Below are 25,203 nucleotides of genomic sequence, written 5' to 3'. Positions count from 1 at the left end.
GATGGGTGGGCGCCCAGCCATCCTCGCGGGTTACCTGCCCCGGGGCAGTGTGCCGACGAGCTGCTCGCCGTTGGGCACCGTGCGGCCCAGGCCGTCGTCGGCGGCCACCAGCGCGCCGGCCAGGTAGACCAGCAGGGCCCCGAACGGCGCAGCCGCCAGCACCGGCAGCGAGCCCAGCCGCAGCCCCGTGGTCACCTGCGCGCCGAGCTCGGTCAGCTGCGCTGCGGTGGGCGCCGCGCCGAGCAGCTCCCCGGTCTGCCAGGCCAGCACGGCGCCCAGCGACGTGCCGACCGCCAGCACGAGCAGCATGCCGACGCCCCGACCGCGGCGCACCCGCCAGGCCGCGGCCCCGGCCAGGAGGCCGAGCGCGAGCAGCACGAACAGCAGCACCGCGTCGTCACCGACCTGCAGCTCCCCCGACGGCGTGCCGCCGACGGGCACCGGGCCGGCCTCGGTCACCCGGTAGTCCTCCCGCGGGGCGAGCAGCCACCACAGGACGCCGGCGGGGAGACCGGCGAGCACCGTGCCGAGCAGCACGGCCCGCCCGGCGCGGAGGTCCTGCCGGACCTCCGGCCACCCCCGCCAGTAGGCGTGCGCAGGCACCCCGAGCATCGGGCGGGCAGGCAGCGGTGCGGTGCTCACCCGCCCAGTGAACAACGCACGCGCGAGGGCCGCGGTCCCCGCCCCCCGTCGACCGCGAGGGGACGCCGGCTCAGAGCAGGGCCACGCTGGTCGGACCGAGCAGCGCCTTGATGTCGCCCATCAGCGCCGTGCTCGGGCGAACCCGCAGCCCCTGGTCGAGACGGAGCACGGTCTCCCGGCTGCCGTTGACCAGCTTGAGCTGGACCTCGGTGGTGCCCGGGTGGCTGCCCAGGACCTCGCGCAGCCGCTCGACCACCGGCGGGGTGCAGCGCGCCGCCGCCATGGACACGAGCACCGGACCACGCGGCCCGTCGGTCAGCTCGGGGATGACGACCTCCGAGCCGAACAGCGACGGCTGGTCGTCGCGGCGGCTGATCCGCCCCTTGACCACGACGATCTGGTCGCGGACCACCTTCTCCGAGACCTCGGCCCAGGTCTTCGGGAAGAACAGCACCTCGATGCCCGACTCGAGGTCCTCCACCGTCGCGATCGCCCACGGCGCACCCTGCTTGTTCGTGCGCGGGGAGACCGCCGTGAGGATGCCGGCGATGGTGACGTTCGCGCCGTCCTCGACACCGCCGGCGTTGATCTCGACGATCGGGGTGTCGGCGTTGGCCGCCAGCACGTGCTCGACGCCGTGCAGCGGGTGGTCGGAGACGTAGAGGCCGAGCATGTCCCGCTCGAACATCAGCCGCTCGCTCTTCGACCAGTCCGCGGTCGGGATGGTGAGGTCCAGGGCACCGGCGAACGGGTCCTCCGCGCCGCCCTCGTCGCCGAAGCTGCCGAACAGGTCGAACTGGCCCTCGGCCTCCTTGCGCTTGAGCCCCATGGCGGACTCGACGGCCTGGGCGTGGACGGCGACGATGCCCTGACGCGAGTGGCCCAGCGAGTCGAACGCCCCGGCCTTGGCCAGTGACTCGATGACCTTCTTGTTGCAGGCCACCGTGTCGATCTTGCGCATGAAGTCGGCGAAGTCCTTGAACGCGCCCTTCTCCTCGCGGGCGCGGACGATCGACTCCACGACGTTGGTCCCGACGTTGCGCACCGAGGCCAGGCCGAAGCGGATGTCGGTGCCGACGGCGGTGAAGTCCCAGGACGACTCGTTGACGTCCGGCGGGAGCACCTTGATGCCCATCCGCCGGCACTCGGCCAGGTAGATCGGCCGGCGGTCCTTGTCGTCGCCGACGCTGGTGAGCAGCCCCGCCATGTACTCGGCCGGGTAGTTGGCCTTGAGGTAGGCCGTCCAGTAGGAGACCAGCCCGTACGCGGCCGAGTGCGCCTTGTTGAATGCGTAGTCGGCGAACGGGACCAGGATGTCCCACAGCGTCTTGACCGCGGCGGCCGAGAAGCCGTTGGCCGTCATGCCGGCCTCGAAGCCGACGTACTCGGCGTCCAGGACGGACTTCTTCTTCTTGCCCATCGCGCGACGCAGCAGGTCGGCCTTGCCGAGGGAGTACCCGGCGACCTTCTGGGCGATCGCCATGACCTGCTCCTGGTAGACGATCAGGCCGTAGGTCTGGCCCAGGATCTCCGCCAGCGGCTCGGCCAGCTCCGGGTGGATCGGGGTGATCTCCTGCTGGCCGTTCTTGCGCAGCGCGTAGTTGGTGTGCGAGTTCGCACCCATCGGACCTGGGCGGTAGAGCGCGCCGACGGCGGAGATGTCCTCGAAGTTGTCCGGCCGCATCAGGCGCAGCAGCGACCGCATGGGGCCGCCGTCGAACTGGAAGACGCCGAGGGTGTCACCGCGGCCGAGGAGCTCGTAGGTCGCCTTGTCGGTGAGGTCCTTGCTGAGCTCGTCGAGGTCGATCGGCTCCTTGCCGTTCAGCACGATGTTGCGCAGCGCGTCGTCGATCACGGTCAGGTTGCGCAGGCCCAGGAAGTCCATCTTCAGCAGGCCGAGCGTCTCGCAGGTCGGGTAGTCGAACTGCGTGATGACCGCCCCGTCGGCTTCGCGCCGCATGATCGGGATGCTGTCGATCAGCGGGTACCGGCCGATGATGACGCCGGCCGCATGCACGCCCCACTGCCGCTTCAGGCCCTCGAGCTTGCGGGCCTGGTCGACGACCTCCGCCGCGCCCGGGTCGGACTCGTAGCGGGCCCGGAACTCCGCGGCCTCCTTGTAGCGCTCGTGCTTGGGGTCGAAGATCCCGGACAGCGGGATGTCCTTGCCCATCACGCCCGGCGGCATCAGCTTGGTCAGCTCGTCGCCCACCGAGTACGGCCGGTCCAGCACGCGAGCGGCGTCCTTGATCGCGGCCTTCGCCTTGATCGTGCCGTAGGTGACGATCTGGCTGACCCGCTCCTCGCCGTACTTCTGCGAGACATACTGGATCACCTCGCCGCGGCGGCGGTCGTCGAAGTCGATGTCGACATCGGGCATGGAGACGCGCTCGGGGTTGAGGAACCGCTCGAAGATCAGGCCGTGGGCCAGCGGGTCCAGGTCGGTGATGCCCATGGCGAAGGCGGCCAGCGAGCCGGCGGCCGAGCCGCGGCCCGGGCCGACCCGGATGCCGTTGTCCTTGGCCCAGTTGATGAAGTCGGCGACCACGAGGAAGTACCCCGGGAAGCCCATCTGACTGATGATTCCGACCTCGTAGTCGGCCTGCTTGCGCACGTGGTCGGGGATGCCGCCGGGGTAGCGCTTGTGCAGCCCGCGCTCGACCTCCTTGACGAACCAGGAGGTCTCGTCCTCGCCCGGCGGCAGCGGGAAACGCGGCATGAGGTCGGCACCCTCGGTGAAGGTGACCTCGCACTGCTCGGCGACCAGCAGGGTGTTGTCGCATGCCTCGGCCAGGTCGCCGGTGAACAGCGCGCGCATCTCGGCGGCGGACTTCAGGTAGTAGCCGTTCCCGTTGAACTTGAAGCGGTTGGGCTCGTTGAGCCGCGACCCCGTCTGGATGCACAGCAGGGCGTCGTGGGCGTCGGCGTCCTCCTTGTGCGTGTAGTGCAGGTCGTTGGTGGCCAGCAGCGGGATGCCGAGGTCCTTGGCGATGGCCAGCAGCGCGGGGCGGGTCTTCTTCTCGATGGACAGCCCGTGGTCCATCAGCTCGGCGTAAAAGTTCTCCTTGCCGAAGATGTCCTGGAAGTCGGCGGCCGCCTGGCGCGCCTTGTCCTCCTTGCCGGCGCGCAGCCACATGTTCACCTCGCCCGACGGGCAGCCGGTGGTGGCGATCAGGCCCGTGCCGTACTTCTCCAGCAGGTCGCGGTCGAAGCGCGGCTTGCGGTACTGCCCCTCCAGGCTGGCCAGCGAGGAGATGCGGAACAGGTTGTGCATGCCCTCGGTGGTGCGGGCCAGCAGCGTCATGTGGGTGTACGCGGCCTTGCCCCGGTTGGACCCGCCGTCCCCCTCCTCGTCGAGGAGCTTGTCGCCGAAGTCGAACGGGGCGCGGTCGAACCGGGAGCCGGGGGTGTAGTACCCCTCCATGCCGATGATCGGCTTGACCCCGGCGGCGGTGGCCTTCTTGTAGAAGTCGTAGGCGCCGAAGACGTTGCCGTGGTCGGTCATCGCCAGCGCGGGCATCCCCTGCTCCGCCGCGGCCGCGGTGACCTCCGGCAGCTTCGCCGCGCCGTCCAGCATCGAGTACTCGGTGTGCACGTGCAGGTGCACGAAGTTCTCTGCGCGGGACGGGGTGCTCACGGTGCGGGGTGCTCCTCACGGGTCTCGACGGCCCGGCCGGCGGGAGACCGGCAGGGTCGGCGGGATGGTTCTCATGACCGGCGGGGAAGGCCGTTCGACGGTGCCGCTCGAGCGGGGACCGGTTCGGTGTCGATCCTCGCACCTGGACAGGTGTACCGGCGACCACCGACAAGTTCGTGTCTCGGCGATCCGGACCACTCCGTCACACGGCTCCCGCACGCCCCTCCCCGAGCCGCCGGCGCATCGTGACGTGCGCGATACCGGCCTCCTCGTACACGTCGCCGACGGCCGTGTACCCCTCGCGCTCGTAGAACCGGCGGGCCGGCAGCTGGGCGTGCAGCTCGACCTCCGTGGCGCCCCGGGCGGCCGCCTGGCGGTGCAGCTCGGCCAGCACCGCGGCGCCGTGGCCCCGGCCCCGGACGTCGGCGGCCGCGGCCATCCGGCCGATCCGCGCCGTCGGCCCGTCCACCAGCAGCCGCCCGGTGGCGACCAGCCGCCCCGCGTCGTCGCGGCTGAGCACGTGGACGGCGGTCGCGTCGGCGGCGTCCTGCTCGATCTCCGGCGGGACACCCTGCTCCTCCACGAAGACGCGGGTGCGCAGCCGTGCGACCTCGGGCCAGTCGGCGGCGGTGGCGACCTGCGCGGTGGGGCTCGACACGGCGCCCATCCTGCCGGGCGCGCCGCTCAGACCCCGGGGGCCTCCCGCGGGCCGTGCAGCGACGAGGGCAGGGCACTGGCCGGCACCAGCAGGAACCGGAGGTCGATCAACGCGTGCAGCAGCACCGGCAGCAGCAGCGAACCGGTGTCCAGGTAGAGGCCGGCCATCACGCCACCGAGGACGCCGGTGAGGAGGATCCCCGCCCGGCCCTGGTAGGCGTGCGCCAGCCCGAACGCGACGGCGGCGACGACCACCAGCACGAACGGCGGGGCACCGCCCACCACGGCCGACACCACGGCCAGGAAGAAGCCGCGGTAGAGCCACTCCTCGCACACCCCGGCGGTGATGCCGACCACGGTGAACAGCCGCCGCTCCTCGTCGGTGCGGGGCAGCAGGGCGAGGGTCGACTGCCCGGGCGGCTCGGCGTGCCGGCCCTCTCCCGGGCGGCGCGCGGGGCGGGCCATCTCCAGCAGCGCACCGGAGCGGAGCTGCCGGGTCGAGGCGACCACGAACAGCAGCACGACCGCGACGACGACCGCCGTGAACGACCTCGGCCACTCCTGCGGCCACCGCAGCCCCACGGCGCCGCCGTCGACGCCGGGCGCGAACAGCCAGACCACGAACGTGAGCACCGCCAGCCCCCACTCCAGGACCAGCAGCCGCCGGTAGAACGACCGCCGCGCTCCCGCGTCGGTGCGCAGGCGCCCTTCGAACCGACGGTGGAGGACGTGCCCCACCACCGGCTCCCCGACGACGAGGTAGCCGGCCACCACGACCGCGGCCAGCGCCGCCGGCCCGAAGTCGGCGAGGGAGGTCGGCAGACCCGACACCGGAGGGGTCAGGCCTCGGCGCGCAGCACGCCCAGCGCGCCGGCGAGGTCGGGCGGGTACTCGCTGGTGAACTGGACCCAGCGGCCGTCGGCCGGGTGCGGGAGGCCCAGCCGCACCGCGTGCAGCCACTGGCGGGACACGCCCAGCCGGGCGGCGAGCGTGGGATCGGCGCCGTAGGTGGTGTCACCCACGCACGGGTGCCGCAGGGCCGAGAAGTGCACCCGGATCTGGTGCGTGCGGCCGGTCTCCAGCCGGATGTCGACCAGGCTGGCTGCGGCGAAGGCCTCGGTCACCTCGTAGTGCGTGATCGACGGGCGACCGCCGCTGACCACGGCGAACTTCCAGTCGTGGCGGGGGTGCCGGTCGATCGGTGCGTCGATGGTGCCGCGCGACGGGTCGGGATGGCCCTGCACCAGGGCGTGGTAGCCCTTCGCGACGGTGCGCTCCTTGAACGCGGCCTTGAGCGCCGTGTACGCGCGCTCGCTCTTGGCCACCACCATGACGCCGGTGGTGGCGGCGTCCAGCCGGTGCACGACGCCCTGCCGCTCGGCTGCGCCCGAGGTCGAGATCCGGTAGCCCGCCGCGGCCAGGCCACCGATGACCGTGGGCCCGTCCCAGCCGGGGCTCGGATGCGCGGCGACGCCGACCGGCTTGTCGACGACCACGAGGTCGTCGTCGTCGTGCAGGACCGCCATCCCCTGGACCGGCTTCGGCGGGGCCGGCTCGCCGGGCGGGGGCGGCAGCTCGACCTCCAGCCAGCTCCCGCCGGTCAGCCGGTCGCCCTTGCCGCGGACCCGACCGTCCACGACGACGTGGCCGGCGTCGGCCACCTCGGCCGCGGCGGTGCGGCTCAGTCCGAACAGCCGGGAGAGGGCCTGGTCGACCCGCTGCCCCTCCAGGCCGTCGGGCACCGGAAGGGCCCGGTGCAGGCCGGGAGCGCTGGTCACGGGCACCATTGTGCGGGTCGGCGCGGACACGGCGTCGCAGCGGAACCTCAGGCGGTGTCGGGCCGGTCCTCCGCGTCGCCCCGGGTGCCGTCGAACTCGATGCCCCGCAGGGCCATCACCGCGCCCAGGACGCCGCCGCAGACGATCGCGGAGTCGGCGACGTTGAACACCGGCCACACCTCCCCGTCGGGGCCGAAGACCGACAGGAAGTCGACGACGCCGCCGCGCAGGAAGCCGGGGTCGCGGAAGATCCGGTCGACCAGGTTGCCCAGTGCTCCGCCGAGCACCAGCCCGAGGGCCACCGCCCAGCCCGTCGACCGCAGCCGTCGGGCGGTGCGCAGGATGACGACGGCGACCGCCACCGCGATCAGCGTGAAGACCACGGTGAAGCCCTCGGCGAAGGAGAACGCCGCGCCGGTGTTGCGCAGGTTGGTGAGGTACAGCGCGCCGCCGAGCACCCGGATGTCCTCGCCGGGCTCGATCATCGCGACGGCGACGAGCTTGGTCACCAGATCGGCGAGCAGGACGACGGTGGCCAGCGTCAGCAGCAGCCGGGTGCGCGGCCTGGCGGGGGGCGCGGCGGCGGAGGACCCGCCGGGTGCGCCGTCAGCCGGATCGACGTGCTCGGTCAGGTCGGGCTCCAGGGTCGGGCGGCACCGGCCGGATGACCCGGCGGCGCCGACGACGATAGTCGCCCCGCCTCGTCGTCGACCGATCCCGGGTCACGTACGGTCGAGCCAGACGGCGGTGTCGGCTGCCAACGAACCGTCGTCCGGTCCGCTGGCGAGCAGGACGCGGCCGTGGTCCTCGAGGGCGACCGGCTCGGGCGAGAGGTTGACCAGGCACCGCAGCGCCGGGCCGCGGTCGAACGCCAGCACCTCCGGCCGGTCACGGAACTCCGCCACCCAGGTGAGCGGCGCGTCGTGCAGTTCCGGCCGGATCCGCCTGAGGTGCAGCGCCGTGCGGCACAGCGACAGCATCGAGCCTGGGTCCGCCCGTTGCGCCTCGGCGGTGAGGGTGGCCCAGCCGCGCGGTTGCGGCAGCCAGGGCGCGACGCCGGGAGCGGTGAACCCGAACGGCGGGTGGGCGCCGGACCAGGGCATGGGTACCCGGCAGCCGTCCCGGCCCCGGACGGTGCGTCCGGACCGTTGCCAGGTGGGGTCCTGGAGGACGTCCTCGGGCAGGTCCTCCACCTCAGGCAGTCCCAGCTCCTCCCCCTGGTACAGGTACGCGCCACCGGGCAACGCGAGGGTGAGCAGCAGGGCAGCCCGCGACCGGCGCAGCCCCAGCGCGAGGTCGGAGGGCTGGCCCGTCGAGCCGGTGCCCATCAGCGCGATGCCCGTCTCGGCCCGGCCGAAGCGGGTCACGGGCCGGGTCTCGTCGTGGCTGGACAACACCCAGGTGGCCGGCGCCCCGTGCGGCGCCAGCGAGGTCAGCGTGGCGTCGATCACCGACCGCAGGGTCGGGCCGTGCCAGGGGGCGTGCAGGTAGTCGAAGTTGAACGTGGTGTGCGCCTCGTCCGGGCGCACGTAGCGGGCCAGCCGCTCGGGACCGTTGACGACCGACTCGGTGACGATCAGCCGGTGACCGTCGTAGCCGTCGGCGAGCCGGCGCCAGCGGCGGAGGATCTCGTGCACGCCCTCGACGTCCCAGTGCGGACTGTCGACCCACCGGGCCGACTCGAAGAGCGCGTCCGGTGCGTGGCCGGCGTCGGGCAGGCCGGCCTTCTTCGCCATCGCCGGTGCCGCGTCGATCCGGACGCCGTCCACGCCGCGCTCGAACCAGAACCGCAGGACCTCGTCGAAGTCGTCCTGGACCTCCGGGTTCTCCCAGTCCAGGTCGGGCTGCTCCGGCGCGAACGTGTGCAGGTACCACTGCCCGGGACCGCCGTCGGATTCGGTCACCCGGGTCCAGGCCCGTCCGCCGAAGGCGCTGATCCAGTCGTTGGGCGGCGAGTCGCCACCGTCCCGGCCGTCGCGGAAGAAGTACCGCTCCCGCTCGGGCGAACCAGGGTGCGCGGCCAGCGCCGCCGTGAACCACGGGTGCTCCGCCGAGGTGTGGTTGGCAACCAGGTCGATCACGATGCGCAGGCCCAGCGCGTGCGCGTCGGCGACGAGGGCGTCGGCGTCGGCCAGGGTGCCGTAGCGGGGATCGATGTCGCGGTAGTCGCTGACGTCATAGCCGCCGTCGGCCAGCGGTGACGGGTACCAGGGAGTGATCCAGACCGCGTCGACGCCGAGCTCGGCGAGGTAGGGCAATCGGGAGCGCAGGCCGCGGAGGTCACCGGTGCCGTCGCCGTCCGTGTCGGCGAAGCTGCGCAGGTACACCTCGTAGATCACGGCCGAGCGCCACCACGGGGCTCGCACACCGTCGACCGCGCCCGTCGATGCCGGCTCGCTGGAAGTCACGGGCACGAGTGTGCCCGGACGGTCCCCCACATGCGGTGGGGAGTCCGTCCGGGCCGCGCCGGCACGTCGGCTGCTACGCGACGTCGGCGCCCCGCCGGTCGCCGCTGATGCTCTCGCCGCGGGACCGCGCCTCTTCGACCTGCTCCTGCCGGTCCTCCTCGGCCAGCCGGGTGAGCTCGGCGCCGGCCTCGGCGTCCCGGGTGAGGTTCTCGCCGGTGCTCGGGTCGAACACGTGCGCCTTCCGGCTGTCCATCCAGAACTCGGCGTCCCGGCCTTCACGGATCCGGCTGGTCGAGTCGATGGAGACGATCGCCTGGGTGCGCAGCGCCTCGGAGTCCAGCTCGCGGGAAAGTTCGCGCAGCTGGTTCTGCACCTCCTCCGGCGCGTCGTACGGGATGTAGGCGTACTGCTGGTCACCGAGCCACTCGGTGACGTCGACCCGGGCACGGAAGGTCGTGCCGTGCGGCCGCTTGGCTTCGTCGACCAGAGAGGCGTCCTCGAAGTACTCGGGCCGGATGCCGACCAGCAGGAGGTCACGGCCGGAGACGGCCGCGGCCCGCCTGTCGTCCAGCTCCATGGTGCCGAAGGGCGTCTGGAGCCGTCGGCCCTCGACCGTGGCCGGCAGGAAGTTCATCGGCGGCGAGCCGATGAAGCCTGCGACGAAGAGGTTGACCGGCTGGTCGTAGAGCTCGCGCGGCGAGGCGACCTGCTGGATGACCCCCTTGCGCAGGACGCACACCCGGTCGCCGAGGGTCATGGCCTCGGTCTGGTCGTGGGTGACGTAGACGGTGGTGATGCCGAGGCGGCGCTGCAGCCGGGAGATCTCGGTGCGCATCTGACCGCGGAGCTTCGCGTCGAGGTTGGACAGCGGCTCGTCGAAGAGGAAGGCCTCGGCCTGGCGGACGATCGCCCGCCCCATCGCCACCCGTTGCCGCTGACCTCCGGAGAGATTGGCCGGCTTGCGGTCGAGGTGCTCCTGGAGCTCCAGCACGTCGGCGGCCTCCGTGACCCGGCGGCGCACCTCGTCGTCCGGCGTCTTGGACAGGCGCAGCGGGAAGGCGATGTTCTCGAAGACGCTCATGTGCGGGTACAGCGCATAGTTCTGGAAGACCATCGACAGGTTGCGATCGCGGGGCGCCTTGTCGTTGACCCGGTTGCCGCCGATGACCATGTCCCCGCCGGTGATGTCCTCCAGCCCGACGATCATCCGCAGCAGCGTCGACTTCCCGCACCCGGACGGGCCGACGAGGATCATGAACTCCCCGTCGGCGATGTCGAGGCTGACGTCGTTCACCGCCGGGAACCCGTCGCCGTACTGCTTGACGATGTTGCGCATCTCGATGGAAGCCATTGGTTCGTCCCCTCGATGGGTCGGTGGAGCAGAGGTCAGCCCTTGACGGCGCCGTTGGTCAGACCGGCGACGATGCGGCGTTGGAAGATCAGTACCAGCACGATGACGGGGATGGTCACGATCACTGCGGCCGCAGCGATGCTGCCGGTCGGGTCCACGAACTGCGATGCTCCGGAGAACAGCCCCAGCGCGGCAGGTACCGGCCGGGCCGCGCTCGTCGAGGTCAGTGAGATCCCGTAGACGAAGTCGTTCCACGCGATGAAGAAGGCGATGATCGCCGTGGTGAACACACCCGGCGCGGCCAGTGGCACGATCACCCGGCGGAACGCCTGCCAGGTGGTCGCCCCGTCGACCTGGGCCGCCTGCTCCATCTCCCAGGGGATCTCGCGGAAGAACGCCGACATCGTCCAGATCGAGATGGGCAGCGTCAGCGACAGGTACGGGATGATCAGGCCTGGCCAGGTGTCGTACAGGCCGATGTTGCGCCACACGTTGAACAGCGGCGTGACGATGGAGATGACCGGGAAGATCGCGACGGCCAGCGCGGTGCCGAGGATGAGCTTCTTGCCGCGGAAGTCCAGCCGCGCGATCGCGTAGGCCGCGAACATCGACAGCACCGACGCGATCGCCGTGGCGATGAGGACGATGCCGAACGAGTTGCGCAGCGCCGGCAGGAACAGGTCGCTGGCGGCACCGGTGAGGATCAGGCTGTAGTTCTCCCAGGTCAACTGGGTGGGCAGGAACTGACCGTTGGCGATGTCCGACGGGCCCTTGAACGACAGCGAGACGATCCACGCGATCGGGAACAGCGCGTAGATGATGATTGCGATGCCCCCGACGATCCACCAGGTCTTCTCCCTGCGCGACATCACTTGTCTCCTCTCGCCTGCGACAGGTCGACCTTGAACCCCTTGATGAAGCCGAAGGCGATGAGCACCACGGCGAGGAACAGCAGCACCGACACGGCAGACCCGAGTCCGATCTCGAGCCGGGCGATGGTCTGCCGGTAGGCCAGGAACGACACCGACTCGGTGCCGTTGGCCCCGCCCGTCATGACGAAGATGCTGTCGAAGACCCGGAAGGCGTCGAGCGTGCGGAACAGCAGGGCGACCATGATGGCCGCCTTCATGTTGGGGATGGTGACCCGTGTCATCCGCTGCCACCACGTCGCGCCGTCGACCTTGGCGGCCTCCTGCAGCACCTCGGGCACCTGCGCCAGCCCGGCGAGCAGGAGCAACGAGATGAAGGGCGTCGTCTTCCAGATCTCTGCCAGGCAGATCACCAGCAGCGACGACCACGTGCCGCCGAACCAGTCCGTGTCCGCCGAGATCCCGGGGAGCCAGGCGAACCAGTTGTTGACGAACCCAGTGGTGAGGTCGAAGGCGAAGGCCCAGGCGAAGGCCGAGACGACGGTGATGACCGCGTAGGGGATGAGGATGGCCGCGCGGAGGATCGGGCGGAGCCCTCGTAGGGCCTTGGCCATGACCAGGGCCAGGGCGAAGCCGAGGACCAGCTCGACGGCCACCGTGACGACGGTGATGAAGACGGTGACGCCGATCGCCTGCCACCACAGCGGATCGGTGAGGACGACCCAGTAGTTGTCCAGCCCGATGAACTCCCGGTTGGCCGGATCGGTGAGCCGGTAGGAGAACAGCGACTCGTAGACGGCTTGCAGGATCGGGTAGGCGGTGACGGCGAGCATCACCACGAAGGCGGGTCCCGCGAGCATCCAGGCCAGCCGCCGTTCACTGCGGGAGCGGTCGCTGACCTGCCTCGGGGGGGCCGAGACGGGTTGCTGTTTCTGCCCGGGGGGCAGCGTCGTGGTGCTCACAGCAGTTGCTCCCCTCGCAGGACGGCATTGATCAGTGCCGCAGCCACCTCACCGGTGGCTCCGGGCTCCACCGAGGTCACCGGGTGGTAGGTGCGCTGGATCCCCACCGACACCTCGTTGTAGTACGGCGTCTGCGGGCGCGGAGCGGCCATCTCCAACGACTCCCGGATTGCCGGGGCCATCGGGAACAGCTCCAGCACCTCGGGGTCGTCGTAGACCGTGGTCGACGACGCCGGGTTGCCGTTGGTGATGAAGTAGTAGGCCTGGTTCTCGTCGCTGACGATGCACTCGGCCGCCTCGTAGGCGAACTCGGGGTACTCGCTGAAGGCCCCGATGCCGAGGTTGATCCCGCCGTAGGGGGGCGCCGCCGGCTCGTCCTCGTTCACCCGCGGGTAGATGGTCCACCCGTAGTCCTCGGGGACTGATGGGTCGAGCGTGCCGGCCTCGACCCCGGCCAGGGCCTGCGGCCACACGAAGGGCCAGTTGACCATGAAGCCGGCGTCCTCGCTCTCGAAGGCGACGGCGTTCTCGCCCTCGCCGGTGGTCGAGAAGGCGGGCGAGACCTGCCCGCTCTCGGCGACGGTGTGCATGATCTCGGCAGCCCGCGTGGCCGCGTCGGTGGCCAGACCGAGCTCGATGTCGGCCGGGTCCTCGGCGTTCTCCTGGATGATCGAGCCGCCGGCCGACTCGATGAGCGCGTTCAGCCACACGGTGAGCGCCTCTGCCCGGATGCCCTGAGCGCCCATCCGCACGTCCTGCTCCTGGGAGACCTCGACCAGCTGTTCCCAGGTCACCGGCTCGCTCATGTCCAGTCCCGCGGCCTCGACCACGGATTCGCGGTACCAGAGCAGCTGGGTGTTGGCCCAGAACGGGACGGCGACCAGCTCACCGTCCCAGGTCGAACCCTCGATTGCGCTCTCGACGGTGTCCTCGGTGACCCGCTCGGCCACGTCCTCAGGCACCGGGGCGAGGAAGCCGGCCTCGGCGAACTCGGGGATGTACGGCGGATCCAGGCTCATGATGTCGATCGAGGAGTCGTTTGCAGCCAGGCGGCGGATCAGCTGCTCGCGCTGTGCGGAGGATTCCCGCGGCAGTACCGACGTCGCGATCCGGTACTGGCCGTCAGCCGCATCGGTGCACCGGGCAGCGATCTCCGCCTGCCCGCCGGAGTCCGGGTTGGTGTACCAGTTGAGCACCGGGACGTCACTCCCGCCGCCGCCGCAGGCCGCGAGGCCGGATGCCAGCATCAGCGCGGCGGCGCCGCCGGCGAGACGGCGAGTCGAGGACCGCGCCGGTGACCGTCGATGAATCGTCGGGGTCGCTCGTGATCGTTCGCCCGCCTCGCTCGGCACAGTCATCGTCCTCCGTTGGTGCGGCCAGCCAGTGATCAACGCAGTGCTAGGAGCGTGATCCAGCACACAGAGGGTGTCAATTCGAAGCGGTGCCCGGTACGGAAACGCGACCGGACCGAGACCGACCCGTCGATGCCCCGCACGGTCGGCCGCTACTTCCGCCCGGCGATCACCGACGGCGTGGTGAGCTCCTGCGGCGTCTTGGGCAGCTCGGTGGTGAAGTAGGACTGGGCGGCCTGCGTCGTCCCGACGTCCCGGCCGGCGCGCTCGGACAGGAACCAGCGGTGCTCGAGCACCTCGTGGAAGACCTCCGCCGGCGCCAGCCGTCCGGCCAGGTCCGGCGGGATCGCGTCGACGACCGGCTGGTAGACCTCGGCCAGCCACTGGTGGCCGGCGGTGCTCTCGGGCACCGGCCGGCCGGCCTGCTGCTCCAGGTAGGCGCGGTACGCGCGGACGTCGTTGAGCAGCCGCTGCGCCTGGCGCTCCTGCACCTCCAGGCCGGTGAGGCGGAACAGCTCCCGGCGGTTGTGCCCGGGGTCGGCGACCCGGGTCTCCACACGCAGCCGGGTGCCGTCCTCGGCGGTGATCAGCTCGACCTCCCCGACGTCGAAGCCGAGCTGGTTGAGCCGCTGCAGGCGCTCAGCTATGCGGTAGCGCTGCTCGTCGGTGCGGAACACCTCCTCACGGGTCACCTCCTCCCACAGCGACTCGTAGCGTCGCGGGAGGCCCTCGGCCACCTCGAACGGGTCGACCCCGGCCGGCAGCAGGCCGCCCGCCCGCAGGTCGAGCAGCTCGGCGCCGACCCGTTCACGGGCGAGGTCGACGTCGTAGGCCCGCTGGCCCCGGGTCAGGCTGGGGTAGCGCTCGACGGTCTCGGCGTCGACCAGGTAGGCGGCGAAGGTTCCCGCATCCAGCCGGAACAGGGTGTTGGACAGCGAGCAGTCGCCCCAGAAGATGCCGGCCAGGTGCAGCCGCACCAGGAGGACGACCATCGTGTCGAGCAGCTGGTCGGCCGAGCGCTCGCCCTGCGGCCCCGAGAACAGCCAGCGGTAGGACATCGAGTACTCGAGGTAGCGGGTCACCAGGATGGCCTGCTGGTCGTCCGGGCGGTCGATGCAGATGCCGAGCACGGAGACCGCGGGCAGCCCCTCCGCCTCGAACTGGGCCAGCAGCGCGTACTCGTGCCGGGCCAGCGGCTCGGCGATCTCCTTCAGCGCGTACACCCGGCCCTCGACGGCCACGAAGCGGACGACGTGCCGGGAGATGCCGCGCTGCGGGACGTCGAGCAGGTGCGCGTCGTCCCACTCCTCCAGCGGCTGGTGCCAGGGCAGGCTGAGCAGACCCGTCGCGTCGGTGGCCGGAGGACGGAAGAGGTACCGCATCAGCCGCTCCCGGTGGCCGGTCCTGGACGAGCACGGACTTCCCGTCACGATGCCACCCCGCAGCGCGGCGCGCCCGGTGTCAGTCGGTCTCGTCCGGGCGACCGGCCTCCCCGCGCCAGCTGGCCAGCCGGCCGGCGCGGCTGACCGCGCGCAGCCGCCGCTCGGCCTCCTCGCGGGAGGCCCGCGCCGAGACCAGCAGGGCCTGGTCGCCGCGCATGAGGCGGGTCGTCTCGTCGGGCACGAACGCCCGGCCGTCCCGGACGATCAGCACCACCGCGGCGTCCTCGGGCAGCCGCAGCTCCGGCAGGTAGACGCCGTGCAGCCGGGAGCCGGCCGGCACGGTCATCTGCATCAGCTCGGCGTCCAGCTCCTCCAGCGGCGCCGCCTCCACCTGGATCTCCCGGGGGGCCACCGGCGCGGCGATGCCCAGCCGCCGGGCGACCCAGGGCAGCGACCACCCCTGCACGAGGGTGAACACCACGACCAGCACGAACACGGTGTCGAAGACGATGGTGGCGCCGGGCACCTGGGCGGTCAGCGGGAAGGTGGCCACGACGATCGGGACGGCGCCGCGCAACCCGGCCCAGGACATGAACACCTGCTGGCGCAACGGGAAGCGGAACCAGACGAGGCTGGCCACGACCGACAGCGGCCGCGCCAGCAGCAGCAGCGCACCGCCCACGAGCAGCGCCGGGCCGACCGCCTCGGGTAGCCGCGCGGGCGAGACCAGCAGGCCCAGCATCACGAACAGCCCGATCTGGGCGAGCGAGGCCATGCCGTCGGCGAAACCGATGCTGGCCGAGCGGTGCGGCAGCGTGGCGTTGCCGAGCACGAGCCCGCAGAGGTAGACGGCGACGAAGCCGGAGGTGTGCGCGAGCGAGGCGCCGGCGAAGGCCAGCACGCACAACGCGAGGGTGGCCAGCGGGTAGAAGCCCGACAGCGGGAGGGCCACCCGCCGCAGCAGCTCCGCGCCGCCGAAGCCGACGGCCAGCCCGAGCGCCGCCCCGCCGGCCAGCTGAGCCACCACCTCGACCGGCACGATCCACCAGGGCCCGGTCGCGCCGCCGGTGAGGACGTCGGAGAGCACGACGACCAGCAGGATGACCGGCGCGTCGTTGAGCCCGCTCTCGGTCTCCAGCGATGCGGCCACCCGGCGGGGAAGGGGCAGCCGGCGCAGCGTCGCGAACACCGCGGCGGCGTCGGTGGAGCTGATGACCGCGGCCACGAGCAGGGCCACGCCCCACGACCAGCCCAGCAGCCAGACGGTCACGGCCGCGGTGACGCCGATGCTGAGGACGACGCCGAGCGTGGCCAGGGTGAGCCCGGGACCAGCCGCCCGCCGGACGTCGGCCCACCGGGTGGTCAGGCCACCCTCGGCGAGGATGACCAGCAGGGCGGCCACGCCCAGGGTCTGGGCCAGCGAGTAGTCGTCGAACTCGACGCCCACGCCGCTCTCGCCCAGCACCACCCCGATCGCCAGGTACAGCAGGAGGCTGGGCAGTCCCAGGCGGTCGGCCACCCGCAGGGCCACCGCGGCCAGCAGGACGACGGCGGCCCCCACGGCGAGGGCGACGGTGACGGTCGTGTTCACCGGGGCCCCCTCATGGGAGCAGTCTCCCGCAGCACCAGGAACCGCGAAGAGCCGCCATGCTTGGCCACGGGGCAGCGGCCGCACCCCTCGGTGGATGCCTACGCGCGCCGTCGCGGGCCGGCCGGGCTCGGATGATCGCGCCGATGGGCGGCTCGGTCAGTGCGTCATGCCGATGTCCTCAGCGCAGAACGACAGACTCCCCAGGAGCGGCACTTCAGATGGCGACGACGCGGACGAGGTCGTCGAGTCCTGTGAAGTCATCGCCGTTGCGGGTGTAGAGATCGAGGCCATTGGCGTGTGCGGTCGCTGCGATCAGCAGGTCCGCAAATCGGCTGCGCGGCTTGCGTCCTTCGCGCACGACGGCGGCGACCACGAGTCCGTAGCTGCGCACAGTCGTGCCGTCGAACGGAAGCGGCGCCATGCTCGCCTCGACTTCTTGCAGCCGCACCTGCCTTCTCGCCGCTTCGGCGGGAGTGGCGGCAAGGTGCGGCCCGGCCGCCAGCTCAGCAGCAGTGATCGCCGAGATCGACACCTGGTCCGGTAATGCCGCGACAACGATCGGATCGTGCCAGTCGACGACGACCGAGGTGTCGAGCAGTCCGGAGCTCATGTCACAGGCCTTGGTCGATCACCTGGTCGAGATCGGCTCGAAATCGATGCCTGTCGATCCGCACGCTCGTTGCCGCCAGTGCTGCGACCTCGTCGCGGGAGATGAAGACGCGCCGGCCAGCACGAGCGGGCCGGAGCTCGGCAACCGGTTCGCCATTGCGGGTGATGACGAAGGTCTCTCCGGCCGCCACGGCATCGATCACCTTCGCGTTCTCGTTGCGCAGTTCGCGCTGCGCGATGGTCTTCGCCATCGCCACATCGTAGCAAGATGTGCGACATTCTGCTACGGAAGAAGCGGAGCCGGGCGGTGCTGCACGTTCTGCGGCGGCTTCACGAGCACAGCCTTGGTCAAGCTGGCGCAGACCCCGAGTTCCGCGGCCGCTGGGCGAGGACGCCCCGTGGGCTCCCCGCGGTGAGGGTTCTCGCGGCGGCCTGACCGGGACAGGGATCCGGACCACCTCTGCTGAGCGGCGGCTGGGATGATGACGGCGTGAGCAGCCCCGTCCCGCAGCCCGATCACCAGAGCCCCTTCCGGGCGCTGCCCCCGCAGGTCGACCTGCCCGCCCTGGAGCAGCGCATCCTGGACCGCTGGGAGGCCGACAAGGTCTTCGACCGCTCGCTGCAGGAGTCCGCCGGCCGCCCGCAGTGGACCTTCTACGAGGGCCCGCCCACCGCCAACGGCCGGCCGGGCACCCACCACATCGAGGCGCGGGCCTTCAAGGACGTCTTCCCCCGGTTCAAGACCATGCAGGGCTTCTCGGTGCCGCGCCGCGCCGGGTGGGACTGCCACGGCCTGCCGGTGGAGATCGCGGTCGAGCAGGAGCTCGGCTTCGCCGGCAAGCCCGACATCGAGCGCTACGGCATCGCCGAGTTCAACGCGCGCTGCCGCGAGTCGGTCGAGCGGCACGTGGACTCGTTCTCCGAGCTCACCCGCCGGATGGGCTACTGGGTCGACATGTCCACCGCCTACTGGACGATGGACCCGTCCTACATCCAGAGCGTCTGGTGGTCGCTCAAGCAGATCTTCGACAAGGGGCTGCTCGTCGAGGACCACCGGGTCGCGCCCTACTGCCCGCGTTGCGGCACGGGCCTGTCCGACCACGAGGTCGCTCAGGGCTACGAGACCCTCACCGACCCCTCGGTCTACGTCCGGCTGCCGGTCACCAGTGGCGAGTGGGCCGGCAAGGCCGACCTGCTCGTCTGGACGACGACGCCGTGGACGCTGCCGTCCAACACCGCCGTCGCCGTCCACCCCGACGTGGCCTACGTCGTGGCGCGGGCCGCCGGGTCGGACGACGTGCCCGTCGTCGTCGCCGAGCCCCTGCTGGCCGCCGTCCTCGGCGAGGACGCCGAGGGCCATGGCATCGAAGTCCTCGCGCGGACCAGCGGCCGCGACTGGGAGCGGGTCGGCTACCAGCGGCCGTTCGAGCTGGTCGAGTTCCCGGACGACGTCCCCACGCACTACGTCGTGCTCGCCGACTACGTCACCACCGAGGACGGCACCGGGCTGGTGCACCAGTCCCCCGCCTTCGGCGCCGACGACCTCGCCGTCTGCCGCGGCTACGGCCTGCCGGTCGTGAACCCGATCGACCCGACCGGGCACTTCCTGCCCGACGTCCCGCTGGTCGGGGGCCACTTCTTCAAGGCCGCCGACCCCGCGCTGGTCGAGGACCTCAAGGCCCGCGGGGTGCTGTTCCGCGAGATCCGGTACGAGCACAGCTATCCGCACTGCTGGCGCTGCCACACGCCGCTGATGTACTACGCCCAGCCGTCCTGGTACATCCGGACGAGCGCGATCAAGGACCAGTTGCTCGCCGAGAACGAGAAGACCAACTGGTACCCCGAGAGCATCAAGACCGGCCGCTACGGCGACTGGCTGAACAACAACGTCGACTGGGCGCTGTCCCGCGACCGGTACTGGGGCACGCCGCTGCCGATCTGGCGCAACGACGCCGATCCGAGCCGGATGGTCGCCGTCGGCTCGCTGGCCGAGCTCTCGGAGCTGACCGGACGGAACCTCTCCGACCTCGACCCGCACCGGCCGTTCATCGACGACGTGACGTTCACGCTGCCCGGCGAGGACGGCACGTTCCGCCGCGTCCGCCAGGTCATCGACGCCTGGTACGACTCGGGCTCCATGCCCTTCGCCCAGTGGGGGGCCCCGCACCGGAACAAGGCCGAGTTCGAGGCCGCCTACCCGGCGCAGTTCATCTGCGAGGCCATCGACCAGACCCGCGGCTGGTTCTACACGCTCATGGCGGTCGGCACGCTGGTGTTCGAGAAGAGCTCCTACGAGAACGTGCTCTGCCTGGGCCACATCCTCGCCGAGGACGGCCGCAAGATGAGCAAGCACCTGGGCAACATCCTGGAGCCCATCCCGCTGATGGACCGGCACGGCGCCGACGCCGTCCGCTGGTTCATGCTCGCCGGTGGATCCCCGTGGTCGGCCCGCCGGGTCGGCCACGAGACGCTGTCCGAGGTCGTCCGCAAGGTGCTCCTGACCTACTGGAACACCGCCAGCTTCTGCACCCTCTACGCCGAGGCCAACGGCTGGGACCCGGCAACCGCCCCTCCCCCGGCGCGTACCGGGCGCCCGCTGCTCGACCGCTGGGCGCTGGCCGAGCTGGCCGCCGTCACCGACGGCGTCACCACGGCGCTGGAGGACTTCGACACCCAGGGCGCCGGACGGCTCATCGCGCAGTTCGTCGACGACCTCTCCAACTGGTACGTGCGCCGGTCCCGGCGGCGGTTCTGGGACGGCGACCCCGCCGCCCTGGGCACGCTGCACGAGGTGCTCGACGGCCTGACCCGGCTCATGGCGCCGTTCACCCCGTTCGTGACCGAGGAGGTCTGGACCCGCGCGGTGCTGCCCGGCCTCGGCGCGGACGCCCCCGACTCGGTGCACCTGGCCAGCTGGCCGTCCGTCGACGAGGGCGCCCGGGACGACGCGCTGGTGGCCCAGGTCGACCTCGTGCGTCGCCTGGTGGAGCTGGGCCGGTCGGCCCGGACCTCGTCGAAGGTGCGCACCCGGCAGCCGCTGGCCCGCGCCGTCGTCGCCGCCCCGGGCTGGTCGTCGCTGCCGCGCGAGCTGGTCGCCGAGGTGGCCGACGAGCTCAACGTCGTGGACGTCGCCGAGCTGTCGGGCGCCGACGGCGAGCTGGTCGACGTCAGCCTGAAGGTCGACTTCCGGGCCGTGGGACGCCGGCTCGGCAAGCAGGTGCAGGCGGTGGCGAAGGCCGTCACCGCCGCCGACGCGGCCGCGCTGGTCGCCGACTACCGGGCCGGCACGGCCACCGTGGACGTCGAGGGCGTCCCCGTGCCGCTCGAGGACGGCGACCTGATCGTCACCGAGACTCCCCGGGAGGGCTGGACCGTGGCCAGCGCCGGCGGGCTCACCGTCGCGCTGGACCTCACGCTCACCCCGGAGCTGGAGCGGGCGGGCCTGGTGCGCGAAGCCGTCCGGCTGATCCAGGAGGCCCGCAAGAACAGCGGCCTGGAGGTGAGCGACCGCATCGAGCTGTCGTGGACGGCCGACGGCGCCATGGCCCGGGCGCTCACCGAGCACACCGGGCAGTGGGCCGGCGAGGTTCTGGCCAGCACGGTGCACGCCGGTACCGCGGGCACCGGGGAGTGCGTCGAGGGCCCCGAGGGTTCCCGGTTCTGGATCGCCCGCGCCCGCTGATCACTCCGCCCGGCTCGGGCCCGGCGCTCGGTCAGCTCCCCGAGCGCCGGGCCCGCGCACGTGCGGCGAGGGTCCGGTCCGGCCGGCACACCCCGCAGGGGGTGAAGCCGTCGGTCCGGGCCTCGTCCAGCGGCAGGGGGATGGTGCTGCGCCCCTGCAGCCACCTGCAGTCGGCGACGTGGTACCGCGGGTGCTCGTCGACGACGAGCACCTCGTCGGTGAGATCGACGATCAGCAGCAGGTCGGTGACCTCGACCTCCTCCACGGGCGGGTCGTCCGGCTCGTCGTGCCGGACCGCCGGTACCGGTGCACCGGCGGCTGACGCGCCGCTCTCCGTGGTCCCGGCCGGCGTGGCGGCGGTGACCGTCTCGGCGGGCGCGGCGGCGACCGGCCCCGAGGCGCCCGCGGCGCCGGCGGCGGTGCGGACCGGGGCGCGGCTCATCGAACGGCGGGCCAGGACGATCAGGACCGCCGCGGCGGCGCAGACGGCCACGCAGGCCCAGTACCAGGCGGTGACACCGGTCAGGAGCCCGGCGACGAACAGCCCCAGGCCGAGGAGCACCAGCAGGGCGGCACCCATGATCACCCCGAGGACTGTAGGCGCAGGACGGACCCGCCGCCCGGCGGCCGGCCCGCGGGTCAGCCCTCGATCGGCGAGACCCGGAGGCCCGTCTTCGGGGAGAAGACGTGCACCTCACCCGGCCGGACCGTCACGTGCACGACCGCTCCCTTCGCCGGCGGCCGGCGCGCGTCGGCCCGCAGGACCAGCTGGTCGTGCTCCGTACCGGGCACCGCCCCGGCGGCCAGCCGGCCGTAGGCGAAGGCGAAGGCGTCGGAGCCCAGCTCCTCCACGATCAGCACCTCGACCGGGATGCCCTCCCCCGTGCCGGCGAACTCGACCGACTCCGGCCGGAAGCCCAGTGTGGCGGTCTGGCTGCCCTCCTGGTCCAGTGCCGCGAGAACCGCAGGGTGCAGCGGGACGGAGTACCCGCCGACGACCGCACCTCCGTCGCGCACGGGCACCTCGAGCAGGTTCATGGCCGGCGAGCCGATGAACCCGGCGACGAACACGTTCGCCGGGCGGTCGTAGAGGTTGCGGGGTGTGTCCACCTGCTGGAGCACGCCCTCGCTGAGCACGGCGACCCGGTCGCCCATCGTCATGGCCTCGACCTGGTCATGGGTGACGTAGACGGTGGTGACCCCGAGCCGGCGCTGCAGCGCCGCGATCTCGGTGCGGGTCTGCACCCGCAGCTTCGCGTCCAGGTTCGACAGCGGCTCGTCCATCAGGAAGACCTGCGGCTGGCGCACGATGGCCCGGCCCATGGCCACCCGCTGCCGCTGACCACCCGACAGCGCCTTGGGCTTGCGGTCCAGGTACGGCTCGAGATCGAGGATCTTCGCCGCCTCGCGCACCCGCGTGGCCCGCTCCTCCTTGGACACCCCGGCGATCTTCAGCGCGAAGCCCATGTTCTCGGCCACCGTCATGTGCGGGTAGAGCGCGTAGTTCTGGAACACCATCGCGATGTCCCGGTCCTTGGGCGGCAGGTGGGTCACGTCCCGGTCGCCGACGCGGATGCTGCCTTCGGTGACCTCCTCCAGGCCGGCCAGCATCCGCAGCGAGGTGGACTTGCCGCACCCCGACGGGCCGACCAGCACGAGGAACTCACCGTCGGGGATCTCGAGTTCCAGCGCATCGACCGACGGGCGGGTCACGCCGGGGTAGACCAGGGTGGCGTGGTCGAAGGTGATGGCGGCCATGGGGTCCTTCCTGCACCGATGAGTGGGCGCCACTCTGGCACGGCCACGACCCGAAGACCACCACGCGCCCCGGCCTGGCCGGGTCCTTCTGGACCGTCTGGCTGTCGCACTCGATGGTCGCGCTGCCGCTGGCGATCTTCCTGCTGCACAAGTTCATGAAGGAGATCCCGGCGTCGCTGGTCGAGGCCGCCCGCATGGACGGCGCCGGGCACGTGAAGATCTTCTTCCGCGTGCTGCTGCCCCTGCTCACCCCGGCGATCGCCGCCTTCGGGGTCTTCCAGTTCCTGTGGGTGTGGAACGACCTGCTCGTCGCCCTGACCTTCGCCAGCGGCCCCGACACCGTCCCGCTGACCGTCCGCCTGGCCGAGATGGTCGGCACCCGCGGCTCCGACTGGTACCTGCTCGCCTCCGGAGCCTTCGTGGCGATGGTGGTACCGCTGGTCGTCTTCCTGGCGCTGCAGCGCTACTTCGTCCGCGGTCTGCTGGCCGGCAGCGTCAAGGGCTGACATGCCTCAGGACGGCCCCCGAGGGGGCCGACACGACGACGGGGCCCCGGACCGAGTCGGTCCGGAGCCCCGTCGTCGTACGAGCGTCCTAAGCGTGCTGGTTCTGCCGCCCGGCCGTGGCCGGCTCGGCCGACCCGCGGCTGTCGAGGTCGCGCAGGTGCGACTCGAGGTAGGAGCGGAGCCGGGTGCGGTACTCGCGCTCGAAGGTGCGCAGCTCCTCGATCTTGCGCTCGAGGCTGCTCCGCTTCTCCTCCAGCGTGCCCATGACCTCGACGTGCCGGCGCTCGGCGTCCTGGTCGAGCGCGGCGGCCTTGGCCCGCGCCTCGCGCTCCACGGTCTCGGCGCGCGTGCGGGCGTCGCCGATCATCGAGTCGGCCCGGTGCTTGGCCTCGGCGACCATCTGCTCGCTCTTGGTACGGGCCTCGGTCATGAGGCGCTCGCTGTTGGTCTTGGCGCCGCTGACCATCTGCTCGGCCTGCGTCTTCGCCTCGTTGACGTACCGGTCGGCGGTCTCGGTCGCCAGGGCCAGCATCCGCGACGCGCGCGCGCTGTCGTCCTCCCGCGGCTGCTGGACCGGGGGCGGCGGCGCGGCGGCCACCGGCGGCGCGACGGGGGCGGCCGGCTCGGGCCGCTCCTCGACACGGACGCCGGCGCGACCGGCCGTGGCCCGCAGCTCGTTGTTCTCCTCGATCAGGCGGGCCAGCTCGGCCTCGACGACATCGAGGAAGGCGTCGACCTCGTCCTCGTCGTAGCCCCGCTTGCCGATGGGTGGCTTCTTGAAGACGACGTTGTGCACGTCGGCAGGCGTCAGTGGCATCGGGTCACCTCGGGTCGGAGGGCGGGCACAAGGACAGAGTCGGACGGGACGCGGTGGTGCGCGGCCGCCCGACGGCCCAGATCCCGGGGGGAGCGGCGATCATCGGGCGAGAGACAGCGTGATGCTCCGGAGGACCACCACGGCGATCAGCAGCACCATAAACCCGAGGTCCAGTCGGATGGACCCCAGGCTCAGCGGTGGGATGACCTTGCGGACAGCCTTCAGCGGCGGATCGGTGGCGGAGTAGACAACCTCCAGCCCAGCCGCGACGGCGCCCGAGGGCCGCCAGCTGCGGGCCAGGACCATCACCCAGTCGACCACGAACCGCGCGAAGAGCAGCACGAGGAAGACGAGCAGCACCGAGGAGAGAATCTGCCAGAAAAGAGACACGGGCCCCGCTCGTTCAGGGCACCCCCCGGTGCCGACTCCACTCCGCCGCTCAGGACTTGTCGGAGAACCCGCCCTCGCGGATCTTCGCCTTGTCCTCAGCCGTGACGGCGACGTCCTGCGGGCTGAGCAGGAACACCTTCGCCGTGACGCGCTCGATACTACCGCGCAAGCCGAAGCTCAGGCCGGCAGCGAAGTCGACGAGCCGCTTCGCGTCGGCGTCGTCCATCTCGGTCAGGTTCATGATGACCGGCATGCCGTCGCGGAAACGCTCGCCGATGGTCCGCGCCTCGTTGTAGGTGCGCGGCTTGAGGGTCGTGATGCGGTAGTTCTTGGCCACAGGTGCGGACACGGGCTCCGGCTCCGGTTCGGGGGTTGCGACGGGCTCGCGGACCGCGAGGCTCGCGGCGGCGACGGGGCCGCTGTTCATACCGCTGCTCAGGTTGCTGTTCCGGCGGGCGCCGGCCGCCCCCGAGCCCGCTCCGACCGGGGCGAGGCCCAGCGGACGGGCCTGGACGCGCCGGACCGACAGGGGCTCGGCGTCGCGGGCGGCGGCCACCTCGGCGACCTGCGGGGCGTCGTCGGCGTACGGGCCGGCGTAGTCGTCGTCGGCGTAGGACCGGTCGGCGTAGTCGTCGGCGTAGCGGTCCTCGCCGTACCGCCCGTAGCCACGGTCGTGGTCCAGCCCGTCGGACTGCCGGGAGTCGTACCGGCCGTAGCCCCGGGTGTCCTCGTCCTCGACGAGCCCCAGGTAGATCCCCATCCTCCGCATGGCTCCAGCCATCGGACCTCCCCCTCTGCTGGTGTCCTCAGCG

The 25,203-nt window shown here is 71.8% G+C and carries 22 protein-coding genes; 2 read left to right on the top strand and 20 right to left on the bottom strand.

Annotation, left to right across the window (positions count from 1 at the left end; genetic code table 11):
* Positions 1-30: 30 nt before the first annotated feature.
* The 15 genes from BLASA_RS10140 to BLASA_RS10070 form a co-directional block, all read right to left on the bottom strand.
* Complete coding sequence (locus tag BLASA_RS10140; RefSeq protein WP_014376040.1) at positions 31-642, bottom strand: hypothetical protein; 612 nt, start codon at positions 640-642, stop codon at positions 31-33.
* A 70-nt stretch (positions 643-712) separates the two neighbouring features.
* Positions 713-4,279, bottom strand: coding sequence for a DNA polymerase III subunit alpha (gene dnaE / locus BLASA_RS10135; protein WP_166486530.1), 3,567 nt, complete (start codon positions 4,277-4,279; stop codon positions 713-715).
* 202 nt (positions 4,280-4,481) lie between these two features.
* Positions 4,482-4,946: a GNAT family N-acetyltransferase gene (locus BLASA_RS10130; protein ID WP_041775709.1), complete on the bottom strand. Its 465-nt coding sequence runs from the start codon at positions 4,944-4,946 to the stop codon at positions 4,482-4,484.
* 17 nt (positions 4,947-4,963) lie between these two features.
* Positions 4,964-5,767 carry a CPBP family intramembrane glutamic endopeptidase gene (locus tag BLASA_RS10125; protein WP_014376037.1) on the bottom strand — a complete coding sequence of 268 codons (804 nt, stop codon included), beginning with the start codon at positions 5,765-5,767 and terminating at the stop codon, positions 4,964-4,966.
* An 8-nt stretch (positions 5,768-5,775) separates the two neighbouring features.
* On the bottom strand, positions 5,776-6,723 hold the full coding sequence (locus BLASA_RS10120; RefSeq protein ID WP_014376036.1) for an RluA family pseudouridine synthase: 948 nt from the start codon (positions 6,721-6,723) through the stop codon (positions 5,776-5,778).
* A 38-nt stretch (positions 6,724-6,761) separates the two neighbouring features.
* Positions 6,762-7,253 carry a signal peptidase II gene (gene lspA, locus BLASA_RS10115; protein WP_269446702.1) on the bottom strand — a complete coding sequence of 164 codons (492 nt, stop codon included), beginning with the start codon at positions 7,251-7,253 and terminating at the stop codon, positions 6,762-6,764.
* A gap of 183 nt (positions 7,254-7,436) precedes the next feature.
* Positions 7,437-9,122, bottom strand: coding sequence for a glycoside hydrolase family 13 protein (locus tag BLASA_RS10110; RefSeq protein ID WP_014376034.1), 1,686 nt, complete (start codon positions 9,120-9,122; stop codon positions 7,437-7,439).
* A 73-nt stretch (positions 9,123-9,195) separates the two neighbouring features.
* Entirely contained in the window at positions 9,196-10,473 is a 1,278-nt protein-coding gene (locus BLASA_RS10105) for an ABC transporter ATP-binding protein (protein ID WP_014376033.1), read from the bottom strand.
* Positions 10,474-10,508: 35 nt separating this feature from the next.
* On the bottom strand, positions 10,509-11,342 hold the full coding sequence (locus BLASA_RS10100) for a carbohydrate ABC transporter permease (RefSeq protein ID WP_014376032.1): 834 nt from the start codon (positions 11,340-11,342) through the stop codon (positions 10,509-10,511).
* Entirely contained in the window at positions 11,342-12,304 is a 963-nt protein-coding gene (locus tag BLASA_RS10095; RefSeq protein WP_014376031.1) for a carbohydrate ABC transporter permease, read from the bottom strand. The genes BLASA_RS10100 and BLASA_RS10095 overlap by 1 nt, the downstream gene beginning before the upstream one ends.
* Positions 12,301-13,551: an extracellular solute-binding protein gene (locus BLASA_RS10090; protein WP_041775708.1), complete on the bottom strand. Its 1,251-nt coding sequence runs from the start codon at positions 13,549-13,551 to the stop codon at positions 12,301-12,303. Before BLASA_RS10090 ends, BLASA_RS10095 begins: the two co-directional genes overlap by 4 nt.
* A 257-nt stretch (positions 13,552-13,808) precedes the next feature.
* Positions 13,809-15,038: a DUF4032 domain-containing protein gene (locus BLASA_RS10085; protein ID WP_014376028.1), complete on the bottom strand. Its 1,230-nt coding sequence runs from the start codon at positions 15,036-15,038 to the stop codon at positions 13,809-13,811.
* Positions 15,039-15,117: 79 nt separating this feature from the next.
* Positions 15,118-16,629 (bottom strand): potassium/proton antiporter, encoded by a 1,512-nt coding sequence (locus BLASA_RS10080; RefSeq protein WP_014376027.1) that lies wholly within the window; start codon positions 16,627-16,629, stop codon positions 15,118-15,120.
* A 214-nt stretch (positions 16,630-16,843) separates the two neighbouring features.
* Entirely contained in the window at positions 16,844-17,239 is a 396-nt protein-coding gene (locus BLASA_RS10075; protein WP_014376026.1) for a type II toxin-antitoxin system VapC family toxin, read from the bottom strand.
* Between the two features lies 1 nt (position 17,240).
* Positions 17,241-17,489 carry a type II toxin-antitoxin system Phd/YefM family antitoxin gene (locus BLASA_RS10070; protein WP_014376025.1) on the bottom strand — a complete coding sequence of 83 codons (249 nt, stop codon included), beginning with the start codon at positions 17,487-17,489 and terminating at the stop codon, positions 17,241-17,243.
* 239 nt (positions 17,490-17,728) lie between these two features.
* Here BLASA_RS10070 and ileS point away from each other — a divergent pair, with 239 nt between their 5' ends.
* Positions 17,729-20,920 (top strand): isoleucine--tRNA ligase, encoded by a 3,192-nt coding sequence (gene ileS / locus BLASA_RS10065; RefSeq protein ID WP_014376024.1) that lies wholly within the window; start codon positions 17,729-17,731, stop codon positions 20,918-20,920.
* A 31-nt stretch (positions 20,921-20,951) separates the two neighbouring features.
* Here ileS and BLASA_RS10060 read toward each other — a convergent pair whose 3' ends face one another.
* Both BLASA_RS10060 and BLASA_RS10055 read right to left on the bottom strand, forming a co-directional pair.
* Positions 20,952-21,506, bottom strand: a complete 555-nt coding sequence (locus BLASA_RS10060; protein WP_014376023.1) for a lipase chaperone — start codon at positions 21,504-21,506, stop codon at positions 20,952-20,954.
* Between the two features lie 53 nt (positions 21,507-21,559).
* Positions 21,560-22,678, bottom strand: a complete 1,119-nt coding sequence (locus BLASA_RS10055; protein ID WP_014376022.1) for an ABC transporter ATP-binding protein — start codon at positions 22,676-22,678, stop codon at positions 21,560-21,562.
* A 113-nt stretch (positions 22,679-22,791) separates the two neighbouring features.
* On the opposite strand from BLASA_RS10055, the gene BLASA_RS10050 reads away from it, so the two are divergent.
* Positions 22,792-23,184 carry a carbohydrate ABC transporter permease gene (locus tag BLASA_RS10050; protein WP_014376021.1) on the top strand — a complete coding sequence of 131 codons (393 nt, stop codon included), beginning with the start codon at positions 22,792-22,794 and terminating at the stop codon, positions 23,182-23,184.
* Between the two features lie 88 nt (positions 23,185-23,272).
* Here the strand turns inward: BLASA_RS10050 and BLASA_RS10045 are convergent, their stop codons facing one another.
* The 3 genes from BLASA_RS10045 to BLASA_RS10035 form a co-directional block, all read right to left on the bottom strand.
* The gene (locus BLASA_RS10045) at positions 23,273-24,001 is read right to left on the bottom strand and encodes a DivIVA domain-containing protein (protein ID WP_014376020.1); all 729 of its coding nucleotides are present in this window, start codon (positions 23,999-24,001) and stop codon (positions 23,273-23,275) included.
* Positions 24,002-24,100: 99 nt separating this feature from the next.
* Positions 24,101-24,391 (bottom strand): YggT family protein, encoded by a 291-nt coding sequence (locus BLASA_RS10040; RefSeq protein ID WP_014376019.1) that lies wholly within the window; start codon positions 24,389-24,391, stop codon positions 24,101-24,103.
* 49 nt (positions 24,392-24,440) lie between these two features.
* Positions 24,441-25,172: a cell division protein SepF gene (locus BLASA_RS10035; RefSeq protein ID WP_041775706.1), complete on the bottom strand. Its 732-nt coding sequence runs from the start codon at positions 25,170-25,172 to the stop codon at positions 24,441-24,443.
* Positions 25,173-25,203 lie beyond the last annotated feature (31 nt).

The sequence above is a fragment of the Blastococcus saxobsidens DD2 genome (assembly GCF_000284015.1).
Taxonomy (GTDB): Bacteria; Actinomycetota; Actinomycetes; order Mycobacteriales; family Geodermatophilaceae; genus Blastococcus; species Blastococcus saxobsidens_A.
Note: the sequence above shows the minus strand (reverse complement) of the source record. Positions and strands in the feature narration are given on the sequence as shown.